General features: G+C 41.9%; 21 protein-coding genes. 1 reads left to right on the top strand and 20 read right to left on the bottom strand.

Translation table 11 applies throughout. The features are described from left to right. Nucleotides 1-17: 17 nt before the first annotated feature. From MHB38_RS17450 to prfA, 19 genes are all read right to left on the bottom strand, one after another. Nucleotides 18-884: a F0F1 ATP synthase subunit gamma gene (locus MHB38_RS17450; RefSeq protein ID WP_007497628.1), complete on the bottom strand. Its 867-nt coding sequence runs from the start codon at nucleotides 882-884 to the stop codon at nucleotides 18-20. An 88-nt stretch (nucleotides 885-972) separates the two neighbouring features. Beyond that, the gene (atpA, locus tag MHB38_RS17455) at nucleotides 973-2,481 is read right to left on the bottom strand and encodes a F0F1 ATP synthase subunit alpha (protein WP_035389793.1); all 1,509 of its coding nucleotides are present in this window, start codon (nucleotides 2,479-2,481) and stop codon (nucleotides 973-975) included. A 16-nt stretch (nucleotides 2,482-2,497) separates the two neighbouring features. Then, on the bottom strand, nucleotides 2,498-3,043 hold the full coding sequence (locus tag MHB38_RS17460; protein ID WP_007497632.1) for a F0F1 ATP synthase subunit delta: 546 nt from the start codon (nucleotides 3,041-3,043) through the stop codon (nucleotides 2,498-2,500). Beyond that, entirely contained in the window at nucleotides 3,040-3,552 is a 513-nt protein-coding gene (gene atpF, locus MHB38_RS17465; RefSeq protein ID WP_007497634.1) for a F0F1 ATP synthase subunit B, read from the bottom strand. Before atpF ends, MHB38_RS17460 begins: the two co-directional genes overlap by 4 nt. 120 nt (nucleotides 3,553-3,672) lie before the next feature. Next, on the bottom strand, nucleotides 3,673-3,885 hold the full coding sequence (atpE, locus tag MHB38_RS17470) for a F0F1 ATP synthase subunit C (RefSeq protein WP_003214968.1): 213 nt from the start codon (nucleotides 3,883-3,885) through the stop codon (nucleotides 3,673-3,675). Nucleotides 3,886-3,933: 48 nt separating this feature from the next. Continuing rightward, on the bottom strand, nucleotides 3,934-4,668 hold the full coding sequence (gene atpB, locus MHB38_RS17475) for a F0F1 ATP synthase subunit A (protein ID WP_007497637.1): 735 nt from the start codon (nucleotides 4,666-4,668) through the stop codon (nucleotides 3,934-3,936). Nucleotides 4,669-4,675: 7 nt separating this feature from the next. Next, the gene (locus MHB38_RS17480) at nucleotides 4,676-5,059 is read right to left on the bottom strand and encodes an ATP synthase subunit I (protein ID WP_007497639.1); all 384 of its coding nucleotides are present in this window, start codon (nucleotides 5,057-5,059) and stop codon (nucleotides 4,676-4,678) included. A gap of 498 nt (nucleotides 5,060-5,557) precedes the next feature. Further along, a complete protein-coding gene (gene upp, locus MHB38_RS17485) occupies nucleotides 5,558-6,187 on the bottom strand; it encodes a uracil phosphoribosyltransferase (protein ID WP_003214553.1) in 630 nt (209 codons plus the stop codon). A gap of 147 nt (nucleotides 6,188-6,334) precedes the next feature. After that, the gene (gene glyA / locus MHB38_RS17490; protein WP_026050167.1) at nucleotides 6,335-7,582 is read right to left on the bottom strand and encodes a serine hydroxymethyltransferase; all 1,248 of its coding nucleotides are present in this window, start codon (nucleotides 7,580-7,582) and stop codon (nucleotides 6,335-6,337) included. A 177-nt stretch (nucleotides 7,583-7,759) separates the two neighbouring features. Next, nucleotides 7,760-8,299 (bottom strand): TIGR01440 family protein, encoded by a 540-nt coding sequence (locus MHB38_RS17495; protein WP_017368208.1) that lies wholly within the window; start codon nucleotides 8,297-8,299, stop codon nucleotides 7,760-7,762. 12 nt (nucleotides 8,300-8,311) lie between these two features. Further along, the gene (gene rpiB / locus MHB38_RS17500) at nucleotides 8,312-8,761 is read right to left on the bottom strand and encodes a ribose 5-phosphate isomerase B (RefSeq protein ID WP_003214714.1); all 450 of its coding nucleotides are present in this window, start codon (nucleotides 8,759-8,761) and stop codon (nucleotides 8,312-8,314) included. Between the two features lie 141 nt (nucleotides 8,762-8,902). Continuing rightward, nucleotides 8,903-9,361 (bottom strand): low molecular weight protein arginine phosphatase, encoded by a 459-nt coding sequence (locus MHB38_RS17505; protein WP_017360042.1) that lies wholly within the window; start codon nucleotides 9,359-9,361, stop codon nucleotides 8,903-8,905. Nucleotides 9,362-9,424: 63 nt separating this feature from the next. Next, a complete protein-coding gene (locus tag MHB38_RS17510; protein ID WP_017368209.1) occupies nucleotides 9,425-9,979 on the bottom strand; it encodes a manganese efflux pump MntP in 555 nt (184 codons plus the stop codon). Between the two features lie 60 nt (nucleotides 9,980-10,039). Beyond that, nucleotides 10,040-11,092 carry an L-threonylcarbamoyladenylate synthase gene (locus MHB38_RS17515; RefSeq protein WP_017368210.1) on the bottom strand — a complete coding sequence of 351 codons (1,053 nt, stop codon included), beginning with the start codon at nucleotides 11,090-11,092 and terminating at the stop codon, nucleotides 10,040-10,042. A 161-nt stretch (nucleotides 11,093-11,253) separates the two neighbouring features. After that, nucleotides 11,254-11,697 (bottom strand): GNAT family N-acetyltransferase, encoded by a 444-nt coding sequence (locus MHB38_RS17520; RefSeq protein WP_007497650.1) that lies wholly within the window; start codon nucleotides 11,695-11,697, stop codon nucleotides 11,254-11,256. A 63-nt stretch (nucleotides 11,698-11,760) separates the two neighbouring features. Continuing rightward, nucleotides 11,761-12,411, bottom strand: a complete 651-nt coding sequence (spoIIR, locus tag MHB38_RS17525; protein ID WP_017360045.1) for a stage II sporulation protein R — start codon at nucleotides 12,409-12,411, stop codon at nucleotides 11,761-11,763. Between the two features lie 162 nt (nucleotides 12,412-12,573). Next, nucleotides 12,574-13,053: a hypothetical protein gene (locus MHB38_RS17530; protein WP_017360046.1), complete on the bottom strand. Its 480-nt coding sequence runs from the start codon at nucleotides 13,051-13,053 to the stop codon at nucleotides 12,574-12,576. Between the two features lie 137 nt (nucleotides 13,054-13,190). After that, nucleotides 13,191-14,078, bottom strand: a complete 888-nt coding sequence (prmC, locus tag MHB38_RS17535) for a peptide chain release factor N(5)-glutamine methyltransferase (RefSeq protein WP_035702317.1) — start codon at nucleotides 14,076-14,078, stop codon at nucleotides 13,191-13,193. After that, nucleotides 14,068-15,135, bottom strand: coding sequence for a peptide chain release factor 1 (prfA, locus tag MHB38_RS17540; RefSeq protein ID WP_008343422.1), 1,068 nt, complete (start codon nucleotides 15,133-15,135; stop codon nucleotides 14,068-14,070). Before prfA ends, prmC begins: the two co-directional genes overlap by 11 nt. A 210-nt stretch (nucleotides 15,136-15,345) precedes the next feature. Between prfA and racA the strand changes: the two genes are divergently transcribed. After that, nucleotides 15,346-15,897, top strand: coding sequence for a chromosome-anchoring protein RacA (gene racA, locus MHB38_RS17545; RefSeq protein ID WP_039962987.1), 552 nt, complete (start codon nucleotides 15,346-15,348; stop codon nucleotides 15,895-15,897). Between the two features lie 35 nt (nucleotides 15,898-15,932). Here racA and MHB38_RS17550 read toward each other — a convergent pair whose 3' ends face one another. Next, complete coding sequence (locus MHB38_RS17550) at nucleotides 15,933-16,889, bottom strand: AEC family transporter (protein ID WP_017368214.1); 957 nt, start codon at nucleotides 16,887-16,889, stop codon at nucleotides 15,933-15,935. Nucleotides 16,890-16,979 lie beyond the last annotated feature (90 nt).

The raw sequence follows: 16,979 nt of genomic DNA on the forward strand, positions 1-16,979 counted from the left end.
CCTCCTGACAATTATTTCTATTCTAAGGCAGCTGCTCCGCCGACAATTTCTGTAATCTCTTGTGTAATCGCTGCTTGACGAGCACGGTTGTAAGAGAGTGTCAGGCTGTCGATCAATTCTTTTGCGTTGTCTGTTGCACTCTTCATTGCTGTCATCCTTGCAGCATGTTCACTTGCTTTGCTGTCAAGAAGCGCACCGAAAATCAAACTCTCTGCATATTGAGGAAGGAGAACTTCAAGAATTTCTTCTTCAGAAGGCTCAAACTCATAAGATGCGGAACGTTTATTTGGTGTCGCTGCGGCCGAAAGGTCCGTTAGCGGCAATAATTTTTTCTCTGTTACTTCTTGTGAAATGGCACTGACGAAATGGTTATAGAACATGTAAAGCTCATCAAACGCTTCATCAGAGAACATTTGCACTGTACTGCTTGCTAATTCTTTAATATCAGCAAACGCTACTTCGTCTCCAAGCCCTGTTACTTCAGAAATAACTGGAATACCACGCTTTTTGAAGAAGTCGCGTCCGATTTTACCAATCACAATCACCGCATATTCATCAGCAGATTGATGACGAGATTGAATGGCTTGGTAAGCGGCACGTAAAATCGAGCTGTTAAAAGGTCCTGCAAGTCCTCGATCAGATGTAATGACGAGATACCCTGTTTTCTTAACAGGTCTTGAAAGAAGCATTGGGTGCTTAGCACTTGTTCCAGTTGCGATTGCCGCAACGACTTCTTGGATTTTCTCCATGTAAGGAACAAAGGACTTCGCATTATTTTCAGCACGATTCAGTTTCGCAGCTGATACCATTTGCATCGCTTTTGTGATCTGACTCGATTTTTTTGTTGACGTGATCCTTGACTTAATATCGCGTAATGAGGCCAAAGATTTCACCACCTTTTTTCAGGAATCCGTGTTCATTTACGTGAAAAGAGAGAAAAAGAGAATCTTTTTCTCTCGGAAAGATTACTAATTAGTTGCTTGGTGCAAACGTACGTTTAAAGCCTTCGATCGCTGTTTTCCACTCTTCATCAGCAGGCATGTTTCCTGTTTGAGAGATTGTGTCAAACAAGTCTTTATGGTTTTCTTCAATGTACATGAATAACTCAGCTTCAAAGCGTTTGACATCAGCAATCGCTACATCATCTAAGTATCCTCTTGTCAGTGCATAAAGAATCGCTACTTGTTTTTCAACTTTCAGCGGTTTGTTCAAGTCTTGTTTTAAGACTTCAACTGTTCTAGCACCACGGTTTAATTTGGCTTGAGTCGCTTGGTCTAGATCAGATCCAAACTGAGCGAATGCTTCAAGCTCACGATAAGAAGCAAGATCCAGACGAAGTGTACCTGCTACCTTTTTCATCGCTTTGATTTGTGCAGAACCACCTACACGAGATACAGACAATCCTGCGTTTACCGCTGGACGTACGCCTGAGAAGAAGAGATCAGATTGTAAGAAGATCTGTCCATCTGTGATTGAGATAACGTTTGTTGGGATATATGCAGAGATATCACCAGCTTGCGTTTCTACGAAAGGCAATGCTGTGATAGAACCGCCACCCTTTTCATCACTAAGCTTCGCTGCACGCTCTAATAAACGAGAGTGAAGATAGAAAACATCACCAGGGAATGCTTCACGGCCTGGAGGACGACGAAGCAATAATGAAAGCTCACGGTAAGCTGCCGCTTGTTTAGAAAGGTCATCATACACAACAAGCACATGCTTGCCGTTATACATGAATTCCTCACCCATCGTTACACCTGCATAAGGAGCAAGGTAAAGAAGTGGAGCTGGCTGTGATGCAGAAGCTGTGACAACGATTGTGTAGTCAAGCGCACCATGCTTACGAAGTGTTTCAACAACACCACGAACAGTTGATTCTTTTTGTCCGATCGCTACATAGATACAGATCATGTCTTGATCTTTTTGGTTCAGGATCGTATCGATTGCAACAGATGTTTTACCTGTTTGACGGTCCCCAATGATCAATTCACGCTGTCCGCGTCCGATTGGAATCAAGGCATCAATTGCTTTAATTCCCGTTTGAAGCGGCTCATGTACCGATTTACGATCCATAACGCCTGGTGCTTCACTTTCGATTGGACGTGTTTTGCTTGTTAAAATTGGTCCTAGTCCATCAACAGGCTGACCAAGTGGGTTCACAATACGTCCGATTAACTCTTCTCCTACTGGAACCTCCATGATACGACCTGTACGTTTTACGTCGTCACCTTCACGGATATCTTTGTAAGGTCCTAAGATTACGATACCTACGTTAGACTCCTCAAGGTTTTGAGCCATACCCATTACACCGTTAGAGAACTCAACAAGCTCTCCTGCCATAATGTTGTCAAGGCCATGTACACGCGCGATACCGTCCCCTACTTGAATGACTGTACCGACATCTTTTACTTCAATTTCAGATTGATAGTTTTGGATTTGCTGCTTTATCAGCGCGCTAATCTCTTCAGCTTTGATACTCACTAAGGTTTCACCCCTTCTAACGATTTTCGCCTGCAAGCTGACGTTCAATGCGGGAAAGCTTTCCGCTGACACTGCCGTCATAAATGCGGTTTCCGATACGGATTTTCACTCCGCCTATTAGATCCTTGTCAATCACGTTTTCAACACGCAGTGATGTGACTCCGGCTTTTTTGGCAAATACTTCAGATAAAGATTGAATTTCAGCTCCGCTGAGCGGTTTAACTGAATACACGATCGCATCGTCTATTTGTTTCGTACGGTTTGCAAGTTTCACAAACTCAGACGCCATTTCAGGAAAAATATTCGTGCGCCCGCGGTCAATCAGTAAATACATTGTGTGCAAAACATATGTCGAAACACCTTTGAAAGCTTCTGCAATCAGATGTTTCTTTTTGTCTGCCGTAATCTTCGGATGAACAAGAAAGTCATTTAATTCTTGGTCAGCCTTCAGAACTTTTTTGATCTCATTCAGCTCTTTTTCAGTTTCGTCTACTGCCGAAGAAGCAAGAACGATGTCAAAAAGAGCAGAAGCGTAACGCTTAGAGACAATAGTCACGCTCATCGGCTTTCGCCTGCCTCTTTAAGATACTCTTGGATCAATTTCTCTTGTGCTTGCTCATCAAGTTCTTTTTCAATCACTTTAGAAGCAATTAATACAGAAAGTGATGCAACTTGCTCGCGCAGTGCAGCCACAGCTTGTTCTTTTTCTTTCACGATTTCAGTTCTAGCAGACTCTTTCAAGCGCTCTGATTCTTGACGCGCTGCTTGAATGATGTCTTCTTTTTGTTTCTCACCAATCTTTTTCGCATTTTCGATGAGTGTATGTGATTCTTCGCGTGCTTCTTTCAATAAGACACGTTGTTCTTCAAGCAGCTTTTCAGCTTGAACGTGCTTTTCTTCAGCACTTGAAATTTCATTTCCTATATAATCTTCACGCTGTTTCATAATCCCTAATAAAGGCTTAAGCGCAAATTTCTTTAAAAGTGCAAGCAGGATGAGCATAGCGATCAGCTGGAATATGATATCTCCGGTGTTTAGACCTGCTCCTAAAACTACTGGTAACTGAGACATTTAGTACGGCAACTCCCTTCTTTAAATAATATGTTAAGAAACAAAACATAAAGGAATGGCGAAGTTTCGAACTAATCTGATCTTCGCCATTAAAATTCATATTAGAACGCTTCTCACATATTAACCAAAGAATGCCAAGAATGCGATAACGACAGCGATAATTGGAAGTGCCTCAACTAAAGCTACCCCGATGAACATAAGAGTTCTTAGTTCTCTACCAGCTTCTGGCTGACGAGCGATTCCTTCAACTGTTTTAGATACGATTAGACCGTTACCAATACCTGCTCCTAGTGCTCCTAAACCGATTGCAATTGCTGCTGCTATTAAATTCATTAAAAAGCTCCTCCTTTAAAATAACGTCCTTTTTGGACTCTCAATTTTTTAGTGTTCGTCGCTGACTTTATGGGAGATATACACCATTGTCAGCATAGTGAAGATAAATGCCTGGATGGTTCCGACAAACAAACTGAATGCCTGCCATACAATCATCGGCACGATGGCACCTAATGTACCAATGATACCTAGTGCAAGGTTTTGCGAATAGAAATTAGTCGCAAGTCCTGCAAGTAAACCAAGAAGAATCTCTCCAGCGAAAATATTTCCATAAAGACGCAAACCAAGTGTTAATGTGTTTGCAAATTCTTCAATAATTTTCAGCGGTACTAAGAGTGGGATTGGTCTAAAGTAGTCTTTTGTATATTCCTTGACTCCTTTTGCTTTAACACCATAGTAGTGTGTCAATCCCATGACCATAACCGCTAGTGTCATTGTGATTGCAGGATCAGCAGTTGGTGATTTCCACCATAAGTTGTGATCGACCGTAATCGAGAATGGCAGTCCAAGCATGTTTGAAACAAATATGTACATGAGTAATGTAACGCCAAGCGCTAGAAATGGGGCTCCTGTTTTCATGTCCATCGAACTACCTATGATATTTCGAACAAAATCAACAATCCATTCCATGAAGTTCTGCGCCTTTGTCGGACGAATAGCCAGAACACGAGTAGTCAGCACCGCTATGAGAAGAACGATGATACTAGCAATCGTAATCATGAGAACATTGGATAAGTTGAACGTTAACCCTAAAAATTCTGTAGTTTTTGAACTGTGACCCAAAGAGTATTCACCTCTCTTCCATAGTAGAACGTTTAAGTTGAATGAAGGAATCTATCATAATGACAGGATATATTGTCATTAATCCTATAACAACACCTGCCAGATGAACTTCGTTAGGGTAACGCCAAGCAATCGCTACTGCGAGAATTGCGTTGGCCCACCTGGCTGTACTTCCCATTGAACGAATAGATTTTCCTTTTTTAACTGCTCGATCAAAAGCATGCATTCTCCGAATAAGCAGGAATAAATTAAAGAAAGCAAAAATTGTGCCGATAATGAAACCAAGAAACAGTGGTTTAAAACCAGGCATGGCATAGCCAAACACAAAAATTGCCAATAAATAGAACATATATTTACTCTGTCTGCGGAAAATGACGTTTGGATCGTTCATTCATCTGACTCCCGATGAAAAATATTGTAAAAAAGGTGATAAATGGTGATGAAAACTGCGTAGAAGACGCTTATAATAAGCCGTCCTGTTTGAAAAAAATCAATCACCCATCGGTCTAATTGTGCAATCAGACTTGAAATCTTTAGATCTATGGGATTCTGCTTCATTCGCTGATACAAACCCTGATTATTAAAGGGTTCACAATGAGGATTAGTAGAGTGCTATAGGCTATGAAAACCTTACCATAATACCCTCGTTTAGCATACAATAGCGTCTATGATGTGTCAATCCGTTGAAAGTTAAAAAACTTTTCTATAATGAGAGAGCACACAAAATGTTCACAATTTCATCAAACTTTAGGAGAGATGTGACATTCATTCAAAAAAACTGCTAATGTTCAGTATACATTGATTTTTCTAAGAACGATATCAACCGTTTGTCATATTTTTCAAAAAAGCCCACATGCACGTTTGCATGTGGGCTTTTCATGAATCATTCTTATTTTGTTCCATACATACGGTCACCAGCATCACCAAGACCTGGGATGATGTAACCTTTTTCGTTTAACTTCTCATCTAATGCTGCAATGTAGATATCAACATCTGGATGATGCTTTTGCATTTCTTCTACACCTTCTGGCGCAGCAATCAGACACATGAAGCGGATGTTTTTCGCACCGCGTTTTTTCAAGCTGTTTAATGCTTCTACTGCTGATCCGCCCGTTGCAAGCATTGGGTCTACTACGATAAATTCACGCTCTTCCACATCAGATGGAAGCTTCACATAATATTCAACAGGCTTTAATGTCTTCGGATCACGGTATAAACCGACATGTCCCACTTTGGCAGCTGGAATGAGTTTCAAAATCCCGTCTACCATTCCAAGACCTGCTCTTAAAATCGGCACAACTCCGAGTTTTTTACCTGAGATCACGTTTGATTTAGCGACTTGTACAGGTGTTTCTACATCTACCTCTTCAAGCGGTAAGTCTCTTGTGATTTCAAATGCCATTAATGTTGCGACTTCATCCACTAGCTCTCTAAATTCTTTTGTTCCTGTATGAACGTCACGAATATATGTAAGTTTGTGCTGAATAAGCGGGTGATCAAATACATAAACCTTTGCCATTGCTTGCTACAACTCCTTTTCTGTCATCTTCCGGTGAACTTTGCACACTTCCTACAATTCTACATAAAAAGACATCATCTTTCAATATGATTCGCAAATCCTACAAAAAAAACCCACATGCCAAAAATAGGCAAATGGGTCTGCATTTTAATAATCTAATTCATGATATAGAGGGAAACGAGCTGTCAGATCAGATACACGCTTTTTCGCCTCTTCTAATTTCGCTTCATCTTCATGATGTTTCAGAGCAAGCGCAATAATGGAACCGACTTCTTTCATCGCTTCTTGATCGAAGCCACGGCTTGTCACTGCTGCTGTACCTACACGTACACCACTTGTAACAAATGGTTTCTCTGGATCATAAGGAATCGCATTTTTGTTCACTGTGATACCAATTTCATCAAGAACGTTTTCTGCAATTTTTCCTGTAATGCCAAGAGAGCGCAAGTCGATGAGAACAAGATGGTTGTCTGTTCCACCAGATACAAGCTGAATATCCTCAGATAAAAGTGTTTCAGCTAGTTGTTTTGCGTTATCAATCACGTTTTGTGCATATGTTTTGAAATCTCCGTTCAATACTTCACCGAAAGAAACAGCTTTTGCAGAGATCACATGCATGAGTGGTCCACCTTGAATACCAGGGAAGATCGATTTGTCGATCTTTTTACCAAACTCTTCACGGCATAGAATCATTCCGCCGCGAGGTCCGCGTAATGTTTTGTGAGTTGTCGTTGTCACAAAATCAGCGTAAGGAACTGGATTTGGATGAAGACCTGCTGCAACAAGACCCGCGATGTGAGCCATGTCCACCATAAAGTAAGCACCGACTTCATCGGCAATTTCACGGAACTTTTTGAAATCAATTTGACGTGGGTAAGCACTTGCCCCCGCTACGATTAGTTTCGGCTTATGCTCACGTGCTTTTTCAAGTACATCTTGGTAGTCGATATGCTGTGTTTCTTTATCTACACCGTATTCTACAAAGTTGTACTGTACGCCGCTAAAGTTTACAGGGCTTCCATGTGTTAAATGCCCGCCATGTGATAAGTTCATGCCTAGCACTGTATCGCCATGCTCAAGGATTGTAAAGTATACGGCCATATTCGCTTGAGCACCTGAGTGAGGCTGTACGTTCACATACTCAGCGCCAAAAATTTCTTTTGCGCGGTCACGTGCGATATCTTCTACAACGTCTACATGTTCACAGCCGCCATAGTAGCGTTTACCAGGGTAACCTTCTGCATATTTGTTTGTTAAGACAGAGCCCTGCGCTTCCATGACTGCTTCGCTTACGAAGTTTTCTGATGCAATTAATTCGATTTTGTCCTGCTGGCGTTTCCGCTCTAGTTGAATTGCTTTGAATACTTGTGCGTCTTGCTCAGGTAAATGTTTCATCAGCGAAATCCTCTCCAATCTATTTCCATTCGATGTTTTCACCATCTCATTGTACACGGTTTTTGAGTAAAATGTAAAAGTTTTTTTTGGAAAATCGACTTCTTTTTTATGAAAACCCGAATATTCAAGGGGTGAAGCGTCTTCATCATTCAACATTATATTAGAAATATATCCGAACTATGATCTTGTATAAACGGCTCGTTCTCCGCCAATCAGCTTTGGACGAGTTTTTGCAAACGTCACATGTGCTTGTCCTAATTGATGACGGCTGAGACGGACCGGTACGGCTACCCGCTTTAAGTGCATGCCGATGAATGTATCACCGATATCAATACCTGCATGCGCTGAAATGGATTCAACCAGCACAGGGTGTTCCATTTGCTGATACGCATGAGCCGCCATAGAACCACCCGCCTTACGGACAGGTACTGCCGCTACAATCTCTAAGTTAAGCCGGTAAGCCACCTCTTCTTCCACAACGAGGGCACGATTCAAATGCTCGCAGCATTGGAAGGCCAATTCAATTCCTATCTCGCGCCTCAGTTGATCGAGCTCTTGATAAATAGCTTCAGCAATTTGCTCACTTCCCGCTGTCCCAATGTGCTCGCCAGCCACTTCTGACGTACTGCAGCCAATCACTAAAATGTGGCCGGCTCGCAGTTCAACTGTTTGATGAAACTCTTTTAACATCTCAAGCCAATCTTGACCAATGTTCATGTTAAGCGCTCCTTACAGGTGCTTTTCTTCGTAATCAGCGATTTTACCAATCCGCACAGCATGACGTCCTGCAGTAAATTCTGTTGTCAGCCAAATGTGAGCAATCTCTCTTGCCAATCCTGGTCCAATGACTCGTTCTCCCATCGCAAGAACATTTGTATCGTTATGTTCTCTCGTCGCCTTTGCACTGAATGTATCATGCGCCAGTGCACAGCGGATGCCTTTCACTTTGTTTGCTGAAATGCTCATACCAATACCTGTCCCGCAAATCAAAATGCCACGATCGACTTCTCCGTTTGCCACCATATTGGCTACAGGAAAAGCATAGTCTGGGTAGTCTACAGAACCTGATCCACATTCACAACCCATATCAATGTATTCAATCTTTAATTCATCCATTAGTTGTTTGATTTCTTCACGAATATTTGTTCCGCCGTGATCGGATGCAATGGCTACTTTCATCGGGCAATTCCTCCTAAGGGTGAGTTGATCTGTCATGTCTTACATTCATTCTTTATTTACAGTTATATTTTAACCTCTGCCTAGTCATTTGCAAACAAAAGCAGAAAAACCGTTTGCGCAACGGTTTTACAGGTTGTCCATTTATGAGGATTTGTGATCCTGTTTAAGCTTTTTAGCAAGTTGATACAATAGCGTTTCTAGTTCATCTCGTGTCTCCTGATAAATGGAGAGACTCCCTCCAAATGGATCCGACACGTCACCTTCTGATCCTGTCGCAAATTCTTTTAGAGTGAAGACCTTGTCTTTCACATGAGCATATTGCTCCACAATCAACTGCTTATGCTGAATCGTCATGGTGAAGACATAATCTGCTTCATGAAGAAGTTCTTCTGTTAGTTTAGACGATGAGTGATTCAGTGGAATGCTTTTCTCAAATAATGCTTCGACTGCTTGAGGAGAAGCCTTCCCTGCATCAGAGGCGAAGATGCCCGCTGATTTTACAGTGACCTGTAAGCCTTTTTCATCTGCAATGGAGGAAAAAAGGGCTTGAGCCATCGGACTTCTGCAAGTATTTCCCGTACAAACAAATAAGATATTCATCTTTCGACCTCCTTTTCTTCTATTATATAGCATTTCATTCTACATGTTATGTAAGGAGACTGGCTAGAGCGGAAATAATAATTTGATTCCAAAGGCTAGTAAAATAAACCCGCCAAGCGCCCCGCTGTATGAACCTACCCATGACCGAACCTGTTTACCGAGTAATAATCCAAGCCATGTGAGCATCATACTAAAAAAGCCAAACAATAAAATGGTCATCAACACCCGAGAACCGTAAATCCCCAGGCTTAAGCCAACGGAAAAACTATCTAAACTCACACTTGTTGCAAAAAGAACGAGACCGGCCCCAACAGGTGCGATAAATGGCTTATCTTCTTTTCGGATAGAAGCGATGATCATTTGCAGACCCAGCACCAAAAGCAGCGCCCCGCCAATATAGGTTGCTAGGAGCCCAAGCCAGCCAGATAAAAACTGACCTGTCAGCATGCCAAAAAGAGGCATAAACATATGAAATATCCCAATGACAAGTCCAATATAAAGGATCTGGCGGAATCTCAGCTGAATCATCCCCATGCCGAGTCCAACCGAAAAGGCATCCATTCCAAGTGCAAAAGCCATGATACTGAGTGTCAGCAATTCGCCAGCTAGTTCATTCATGTAAATCCCCCTTGGACACGCATTCTCCTTTAACCTATGTTTGTCCAAGAGAGGTTAGAACTATTTGAACGAAGAGAGGGTACGCCCTCCTGCCGCTTTTTGCAGACGGTTCATGATCGCAGAACCAACTCCCTGCTCTGAGAAGGCTTCTGAAATGATTAAGTCTACATCCGTTTCATCAAATTGTCTCAGCACACGATATAAGTTTGCCGCAACCGTTTCAGGCTTTTCTCTCCATCCACAGCTAAAGATAACATCTGCCGCAAACCATTCCTTCTTTTCTTCTGTCGTCAGCACACCTACTTTTAGCCCTTCAGCTCGGTACTTCTGAATGTGCAGCTGCATGTCTTCATCACTTCCATGAAATATATACATTTGTGCTTCAGGTGCATAATGTGTGTATTTCATTCCCGGCGATACAGGCGCCTCATCCTTTTTCGTCAGCCCTGGATCTATGTTGACTGTTCCTACGACCTCTTCTAACGCTTCTTTTGTAATACCGCCCGGCCTTAAGATCACTGGAATCTCGTCTATACAGGATACAACCGTTGACTCCACACCAATACCTGTTGAACCACCATCGACAATGCCAGCAATTCTCCCATCAAGATCACTCGCGACATGGTCCGCAAGTGTCGGCGACGGTTTTCCCGAACGGTTGGCACTTGGTGCGGCAATTGGCAGACCAGCTGCTCGGATGAGTTCAAGCGCAACAGGATGATCAGGCATTCTTACGCCTACTGTAGATAAACCTGCCGTCACCTGCTTTGATAATGTGCCCGGCTTACAAGGTAGAACAATGGTGAGAGCGCCTGGCCAAAAGGCATCCATCAGCGCTGTTACTTTTTCATTTTCTATTTGCGCAAATTCATGAAGCTGTTGAACGTCCGCAATGTGAACAATCAACGGATTATCACTTGGGCGTCCTTTCGCTTCATAAATTTTTTTCACAGCCTCTGTCTCTTTTGCATTTGCCCCTAGTCCATAAACCGTTTCTGTCGGAAAAGCGACCACTTCATTCTGCCGCAACAACAGAGCTGCTTGTTCAATTTGTGGATAGTATGTGGATAAATCCTTTTTTAAATCCACAGACCACCTTTTTGTATTTAACATCATACAAACTCCTTTTAAAAAAGATAAAACTGTTGATATATCTCAATTATCCTTTTGAAAGTATAAAAGATGATGCTAAATAAAACAAGCGTTGTCCACAATTTGTGGATAACGCTTGTTTTACAGTGGATAAGTATGTGAATAAGTCCGGTGTTTTGTGATTAACTAGCTGTTTTTTGCAGCACAACCGCCTGCTCTTTTCCCAACGACTCTTTTGCATGCGCAGATACCCACACACTTTCTGGGATTTCCTCTATAGGCGTAAAGCCCATCAGCGCTAAAAAATCATGCGAGGAGGAGTGATTGGCTACAACATAAAAGGTGTCCACACCTTGTTTTTCCCCTAGCGTTTGAACACTTTGGAACAGAGAAACGATATGCCCCTGACCCAGTTTATCTGATATCACAAGTGATCTTAGCAATCCTTCTTGTTCATTTAGTCGTTCAAGACCTAAACAGCCTGCAAGCTCACCGTCTGCATCTTCCATGACCACAAATGACGTACGCTCTGCAATCGTCACCCCGCCTTTTGCTTGGCCTTTTTCAAGAAAGGCATTAATGGCCGGGGCATCTTCTTCTGTCGCTATTCTTAATTGATAATACATGCTTTCACCTCTTTTTGTTCTCTTACTTCAACTCTATGAGGCAAAAACAGATTTAGACCTTTTTTAAGAGAAAAGACTAGAGACCCATTCGAACAGAAAGAATTTCACTTCACCCGTCTCTTCTTCTTTTACCACTTCATTGACAGATTCATTTGATGGCTCTGCGGCTACCTGCTCTTTATCATCTCCTTCTGGTGAGGCGATCGCTTCTCCGTTTGAAAAATCGATAAAGCAGAGAGGTGGGAATAACACACACCACCAATTGGCTCCGTCTCCTTCCCCTAACGTAATCAAAATGGCTTCATATTTCCCAGCAGGATAAACAAAGTTGCCATATAGCTTTGTTGGAAATGAGGCTTTTTGAAAGCTGACCGATACGGATTGATCAATGTGTTGTTCCTTTAATTTTGCTTTGGCAATACGATTGATGTCTGGAAGCTTTGAACGAATCACACGTCTAGCTTCTTCAATGGATGTGAGGTCTTTCACCCACTCCGTTATATTGGCATTGACCTCATCTCGAATACTTCGTTTCACATCTTGATCTGCCGACTGGTCACTGTTGGCTAAAATGCGTAAACGAATGGCTTCATCTGGAATCACAACAGGCTGATTGGCAGAAGCAGCCGCCGTCTCCTCTTTTCCAAGGTTTGCAAAAGCACCACATAATAATAAAAACATATAAAGACAAATCATCATTTTACTTTTGAACATGATGTGTTCCCCCCACTTTTTCTCTTCGCTACAAACATTGTGTCCAGGAAACTCATCTCGTAAACAGCAAAAATGATTTTTTTAATAGATTATGAGTAAAAAACAACTACATGAGGTGAGCGAATCAATGTTTTTTTGCATGCAAAAAAGCCATTCAACAACTTATGAACGGCTTTTTAGTGAGGATTGGTAATCGGAAGGGTACAGTCTCCCATCCCAATCTCGGCTGATTTTTAATCCCGAATCTGTTTTGATCACTGTCATTGCACCTTTTTTCTCAATTTCCTTTTTGACCTTTCCTTTATGGTCAATAAATTGAATGATCATTTCATAGTCAAATTCAATCCTGTCATCGCTTTCATCTGAAGGTGTAAACGTAATTTTTTTCAGTTTAATTTGACAATCTTGATCTTTTGCTGCTTCTAATACACTTGGAAACATGCTGTCTTGTGTATATTCTTGATATTCATGCTCGGTTAAATAATCCTTTAACTTCTCCTTCATGTCAGATAGGTCATCCGTCCGATTCACTGTGTATTGTGCTTTTTTATAGTTTTCCCCAAATGCTGCTGCTTCTTTTTTAAAGCTCGGTTTACCGCAAGCACTCACAATCAATAGTACACTGACGATGACCAACACCATCGCATACCTTCTGTTCACACCATTCGCTCCTTCAAAACAAATTTATGTAAAAAATCATGATCAGAATGTTCATTCTTCTATATATACGTTTCCCTTTTACCATAAGTTTCATCTTTACATAATAAAATAGTCCGACTTTATTCAGCCGGACTTCCGTTTTGAATGTGTGCGCAAACCGCTCGATCCTTTCCGTTGATGTCCTTGATGATATGAACATCAGCTGAAGGGAACGCCTGCAAAAGAAGCGCTTTTACATCTTGTGCTTGTGTATGTCCTATTTCAAAGACAACCACTGCTTGCTGATGAAGTACCTTGTGGAGATCACAAGCGATACGCTCATAAAACCACAGGCCATCACGTCCATCTGTCAGCGCATTGACAGGTTCATGCTTTGTGACAACCTCTGATAAACCATCCATTTCTTCTGCCGCAATATAAGGAGGATTGGAAATAAACACATCGACTTTGATGCCTTGAGCCATAATCGGTTCAAGTAAATCCCCTTGGACAAAATGAACGTCTGCACCAAGCGCTTCTTGATTTCGCTTTGCTACTTCAAGTGCTTCATGTGAAATATCCGTCGCTGTCACAGTGAGAGATTCTTTTTCAAGAGCTAACGTAATCGCAATTGCACCGCTACCTGTTCCTACATCAACAGCTTTGAGCGGCTGATCATTAGGAAACACACGATTCATCATGTTTAATGCCGCCAGCACCACTTCCTCCGTTTCAGGACGAGGAATCAGAACATGTTTGTTTACCTCAAAAGGACGCCCATAAAAAAATTCAACACCCGTTAAATGCTGCACAGGCACTCCACGCTTGTGCTGCGCGACGAACTCACTGAATTGTGAATCTTGCTCCTCTGGCAGTGGATCATGAAAACGGGCAAGAAGTTCACTTCTGCTCCATCCAAGCACATGCATCAACATTAACTCTGCTGCGTTTTGGTCTCTGCCCGCTTCCGTTAACAAAGAAGAAGCCCATTTAAGGGCTTCAAAGATCGTTCGCTCTTTATTTTGCATTTTGAAGTTTTCTTGCTTGGTCTTCCATAATTAATGCATCAATGACCTCGTCAAGTTTTCCTTCTAAAATTTGATCAAGCTTTTGAATCGTTAATCCAATGCGGTGGTCCGTCACGCGGTTTTGTGGGAAATTGTACGTACGGATACGTTCTGAACGATCCCCTGTTCCAACAGCAGATTTACGGGTTTGATCATATTCAGCTTGTGCTTCACGCTGGAATTTATCATAAATTCTCGCACGCAAAACTTTCATCGCTTTTTCTTTGTTTTTGATTTGTGATTTCTCATCCTGACAGGAAACCACTACACCTGTTGGAAGGTGAGTCAAACGAACAGCAGACATTGTGGTATTAACACTTTGTCCCCCAGGTCCGCTTGATGCGAATGTATCCACACGAATATCTTTTTCGTGGATATCAATTTCAACTTCCTCAGCCTCTGGTAATACAGCAACTGTCGCTGTTGATGTATGAATACGGCCGCCTGACTCAGTTTCAGGAACACGCTGCACGCGGTGTGCACCGTTTTCAAACTTTAGTTTAGAATATGCACCTTTACCGCTAATCATAAAGATGATCTCCTTATAACCGCCAGTTCCAGTGACACTCGCTTCCATGACTTCCGTTTTCCAGCCTTGCATTTCAGCATAACGGCTGTACATACGGTACAGGTTTCCTGCAAACAGCGCAGCCTCTTCTCCGCCCGCTGCACCACGAACCTCCACAATAACGTTCTTATCGTCATTCGGATCTTTCGGGATGAGCAAGATTTTCAGCTCGTCTTCTAAACGTTCTGTTTCCTCTGTGAGCTCTGAAATTTCTTCTTTGACCATGTCGCGCATATCGGCATCGAGCTTATCTTCCAGCATGGCTTTCGCATCACTTAGCTGATCATATGCCGCACGATATTGTCTATATACCTCAACAGTTTCTTGAATATCAGATTGTTCCTTCGAATATTCACGAAGCTTCTTAGGGTCGTTCACCACTTCAGGGTCACTTAAATATTCATTTAGCTTTTCATAGCGTTCTTCAATTGATTTTAAACGGTCTAACATGGTCTTCACCTCTGTTTTGTGCGTAACAGTCTAATTATAGTATAGCGGGGTATGACAGTCAAAAAAATTTCCAAAACAATTGATTTTCTGCAATTTTTCACTAGAAAACACGATCTTTGGCGATTGGTTACTTGTTTTGTCTAACGTGAAGGAACGGATGCTCACGAAAGAGAATGGTACTTGTAATTGAAAAAAGGGAGGGCATTTGGTTTGAATACAAATGAGGTTGCAAAGGAAATTGGTGTATCTTCAAAAACCATTCAGCGCTGGGTCAAACAGCTCAACATCCCTGTCGCCCGGAATGAACTTGGACATTACGAATTTCATGATGACATTGTCCAGCTGCTCAAAGAGGTCCAACACCAAATGAACGAAGGTGTGATTCTCCATGACATTAGACTGCCGATCCATGAAGAAACCGCCCAGCAATTATCACCTACTGTAGAAACTTCTGACTCATCAAAACGGATAGAAGCCTTAGAAGAACAAGTGAAACAGCTCCTTCAAGAGCAATCACATGTCAGTCATATTGAAGCCCGTTTTCAAGAATTAGAACGGAAACTCGCTAAGAAAGCAGATGAAGGCGTTTCCTACCAGCTCCTCCAGCACAGAAGAGAAATTGAAGAATTAACTGCAAAATTAGAACGCCTCACAGCCACATTGACAAAACCAAAACCATCAAAAGAAGAAGAAAAGGAAAAGGCACACCCCGAAATGAAAAAAAAGCGTGCGCTCTTCCCTCTGTTTCATTCATTTCGCTAAGAAAGGCTGCCTAACGAGGCAGCCTTTCTACTATATTATACGGTAAGTGCAATAATGATCGGTAACGTAATGAGTGACATGATCGCACTGATCACAAATGCGGATGCTGTTTCTGCTTCCTGTTTCTCAAATCGAGTGGCGATCATGGCCGCAACAGCTGAACCTGGGAAGGCAACAAGCAATACAGCTTTTGTAATTTCATCCGCCGAAAGACCCATAAGAATGGCGATAAAATACATAAGTAACGGTTGTACAGCTACTTTGAGCAATGCGATACTGAAAGCTGGTAAGCTCAGTTTAATCTTGCGGATACCGACTGTGACACCGACTGCAAAGAGCGCAACCCCTGATGTCACACTTCCAATTTCCTCTAGCATTTCATGTCCGATTTCAGGAAGTTTAAATCCTAAAAGAACAAGAATGATACTTGCTAACGGTGCAAGCGCAAGCGGCTCTGATAAGCCGTGTAAAATCGCTTTCGTCGTCATTTTTAGGAAACTTTCGCCGTCTTTGGCTTTTCCTTTTGTTTTTTCACCGACAGTTGACACAATAATAGCAATTGGATCAAGCAATGCATTTACAACTATTCCGGTAATAGCAATCGGAATTGCAACTTCTTGAGCCCCAAATAAACTGCCCAAGACCGGAATCCCCATAAATGCAAAGGTCGGTTGTGCTGAGTTTAATGAGAAAACAGATGAATCTGTTAAATCATATTTAAAAGCAAATTTCGTAACTAAAAGGATAATGATATAAAAGCCTACGATTCCGAAAATCAATGCAACGAAAAATGGAATTTGACTATAGAATTTATCTTTTGGTGTTGACAGAATGCTGGCGATAAAGTGCGCTGGCAAAGCATACTTTGTAACAAGTGTACTTACACCTTTTGCAGATTTAGCGTCATAGCTGCCGAAGTTCCCTGCGAACCAACCCAGCGCGATAACGAAAAAAATCGGTGCTAGGAGGATCAAAATATTTAAAAAGTCCATCTTACTATTCCTCCTTGAATCCTTTACATGTTTCTTATTTTATAGCGGCATTGCTTACATTACCCGAAACAATGCCGCGTTACACATTTT

The sequence above is a fragment of the Bacillus sp. FSL K6-3176 genome, assembly GCF_038003325.1.
Lineage (GTDB): Bacteria > Bacillota > Bacilli > Bacillales > Bacillaceae > Bacillus > Bacillus altitudinis.